This window comes from Ferroplasma sp., assembly GCF_037442045.1.
Classification (GTDB): Archaea; Thermoplasmatota; Thermoplasmata; order Thermoplasmatales; family Thermoplasmataceae; genus Ferroplasma.
This window is the reverse complement of record NZ_JBBIRC010000078.1, coordinates 1-2948: the sequence shown is the minus strand read 5'-3', so window position 1 is coordinate 2948 and position 2948 is coordinate 1. Positions and strand designations below refer to the sequence as shown.

4 protein-coding genes are annotated in these 2948 nt (G+C 38.5%); 1 reads left to right on the top strand and 3 read right to left on the bottom strand.

All coding sequences use genetic code 11. From position 1 onward, the window contains the following. Positions 1-52 precede the first annotated feature (52 nt). The 3 genes from WKI77_RS07430 to WKI77_RS07420 are packed head-to-tail and all read right to left on the bottom strand — an operon-like array spanning position 53 to position 2235. Entirely contained in the window at positions 53-283 is a 231-nt protein-coding gene (locus WKI77_RS07430; protein WP_337861191.1) for a helix-turn-helix domain-containing protein, read from the bottom strand. Between the two features lie 41 nt (positions 284-324). Further along, complete coding sequence (locus WKI77_RS07425) at positions 325-477, bottom strand: hypothetical protein (RefSeq protein WP_337861190.1); 153 nt, start codon at positions 475-477, stop codon at positions 325-327. 45 nt (positions 478-522) lie between these two features. Continuing rightward, complete coding sequence (locus WKI77_RS07420) at positions 523-2235, bottom strand: APC family permease (protein WP_337861189.1); 1713 nt, start codon at positions 2233-2235, stop codon at positions 523-525. A gap of 153 nt (positions 2236-2388) precedes the next feature. Here WKI77_RS07420 and WKI77_RS07415 point away from each other — a divergent pair. Then, a partial coding sequence (locus tag WKI77_RS07415) for an MFS transporter (RefSeq protein WP_337861188.1) occupies positions 2389-2948 on the top strand: 560 nt, incomplete at its 3' end.

Genomic DNA, 2948 nt, shown 5'->3' with positions numbered 1-2948 from the left:
GTATGTCGGAAAAGACCTCTGACCCCGGGGAAACGGATTTCAGCCTGGTGATCTACCTATCAAGGTCTTCCTTCTGCCAGTTTGAGGAAACCCTTGCATAGATGTACGAAGCCTTTCCGTTCTGTATTCCGGGGATTCTGTTAATATCACTCTCAGGTACCCTCCTAAAATTGTTCTGCATTCTCACGCATCTGATCTTGCCTTCCCTGTCCCACATCCTTAACGTTGTGGGATGGATCTGCAAGAGCCTGCAGGCATCCCTGAGTGTGAAAAGTTTCTCCATATGTTACATCAATATTCCCCAATAATATTTAATATTTTCCTTTAACTGCTAAAGCCCTTTGCAAATTCAGCAGCGCCTGTCATTGTTGCAGCAACGGCACCAAGTGGAGATATCATGGCAATTGATTGGCCAAGCAATGGATAAAATCCAGCTGCACCTTTTTTTAATGTTTTATTCTCCGGAACTTTTTCCATAATTTCAGACATTATAATATATAATTAAACTTTTTTGTAAAGTTGTTATTTTGTGTATTCTGTAATATACTGCTCTCCGGATTCGATCATGTCTGTAATTTCTGAAGTCCTGAAACCTGATTTTACAGAAAGCAGATAAAATGCCAGTGAAACAACTATAACTATTAAAAAATCATATGGAAATGGGAATAGATTTATTCCTCCAAAATTGGATTCTCCAAGGTATGAAAGTAGCATTAGCATGATAAGCATTAAAGGGACCCATAAGCCTCCTTTTAAATTCTCTGCGGTGAAAATACTTTCAACTTTGTGCATTGCTAACATTATAATATATATTGCAAAACCTGCGAAGATAATTATCGTAATATAACCAACTGTTGGCCAGCCTGTCCAGTATACTATCAAGGAAGCGCCTACAAAAGAAATGGGTGCCAGAATACTGGCATAAGGAAGCTTAAATGGCCTTTTCATTTCCTTTGCTTCGCGCCTGAGTACCATCAATGTGGAACCGCCAAGGATATATGTAAATGCAGCAACACCTGAAACAAGGCCAACAACAACGTACCAGCTAGGAAGTGGTATCAGGAAGATAAGGCCAAGAATAAGGCTTATTAACAGGGAGAATACTGGAACTCCCGTTTTCTTGCTGACTTTTCCTATTTTCTTAGGGAAATAGCCAATTTCCGCCAATCCATAGAGAGACCTTGTAGAAGTGCCAGCAGCAATGTTCAATGTCCCAGAAGGTGAGATATATGCATCTGCATAAAGGAGATATGTAAGAACCATTAAAATTGACAGGTTTGAAGACCTGGCAAGGAATGCAAATGGTGCTGCATCTACACTTTTAGCGTATGCCCCTGCAGATGCTGAGGATAGCCCTAGCCACCCGCCTGATGATGCAAGTGCAGTTGGGGTTACCGCTGCAATAAACACAATTTGAAGAAGAATATAAACTGCAATGGAAGTCAGCATTGCGTATATGAGCGCACGGGGCAAATCCCTCTGTGGATTTTTTGCCTCACCTGCAAAATCCAGTGTATGCCTGAATCCCAAATACGAAAATACTATTCCGTCTGTGGAAATTGCCTCAAATACAAGCGATATATTATTGTGGGGAAGGAAGCCACCGAGCGAGGGATTGTCGAAGTTCCCTGCATGGAAAAGGAAAAGTGCCATCAATACAATTGTCAATGATGGAATAATAAGTTTCCACCAGGTAATGCCCTGATTTGTTTTCCCCATTAATTTAACGCCAAAATAATTTAAAAAGTAAAAGCCAGTAATCAAAATAGCCGCTAAAAGTATGCCATAGCCACTTAACAGTGTAACACTTGCTGAAGGGTCCAGTGGATTTTTTGCATAATATATCAACGCTGGCTTTGTTATGTATGATCCTGCATATGTTATAGCCGCTTCGGCTTCAAGTGCCGGTGAAGCAACTCTTGCAGCAAAATAAGCCCATCCGAAAAATAATCCTGCAATTCCTCCATGGGAATAATGTCCATATCTGGTAATAAATCCACTTCTTGGAATCATTGCACCTATTTCAGCATAAACAAGCGTTATTACAAGAACTATTAAGCCACCTATTACCCAGGAGAGAATAGCAGCAGGTCCTGCTGTACCGGCAGAGGCTGATTCTGCAAAAAGCCATCCTGATCCTATAATTGCCCCAAGGCTAAGAAAATAAAGGTCCCATGATGATAATACTCTCTTTAATTTTTTATCATCAGAAATATTTTCTCTACTAATAGGCACAGATAAATATTTATTCATACCATTTAAAATTTAGTTTGCAAATTCTGTATATTTGGCGGCAATTCTTTTTAGGGGCAATGGAAATATTTAATTCTTTATAGTCTTATTAAAGTGCTAGAAATAATATTATTATAAGATTTGCAATGTCCTCTAATGGTTTCCTTTTTATCTGATATTCACAATAAACAGGTGGTCATCGTAAGCCTGTCTTCTATGATGAGATCACTTGGAATGGGTGCCTCGTGGCCTTTCATGGCTATTTTCCTGAGTCTGTACCTGCATTTAGCAGTGTATATAGTCGGATTAATATTTACAATGCTTTCTTTAATGTCTATGGTATTCAGCATTCTTGGCGGATACCTGGCGGATTTAAAGGGAAGAAAGTTTACTTTAATGCTTGGCAGTGTATCAGGCATTTTTATTTATCTGTCAATTGCACTGACGTTTTTATTCAATCTATATACATTAACAATAATATTATTTATATTTTCATCATTTTCAGGTTCATTAGTATATCCATCTGCAAGTGCATTAATTTCAGATGTGACAGAGCCGGAAAACAGAGAAGGTGGTTACTCTATATACAGGATATTATCAAACATAGGATGGGCCATAGGGCCATTAATGGGTTCATTCATTTATTCTACAGGCATTATTTATATATTCTATGCCCTTGTTATTGCAAGTATTCTTCAGGCAATAATAATTTTATT

What these genes read in the sequence shown, in the direction of transcription:
- WKI77_RS07430 (WP_337861191.1), bottom strand. Translation starts at nt 283, where the DNA reads ATGGAGAAACTTTTCACACTCAGGGATGCCTGCAGGCTCTTGCAGATC.
- WKI77_RS07425 (WP_337861190.1), bottom strand. Translation starts at nt 477, where the DNA reads ATGGAAAAAGTTCCGGAGAATAAAACATTAAAAAAAGGTGCAGCTGGA.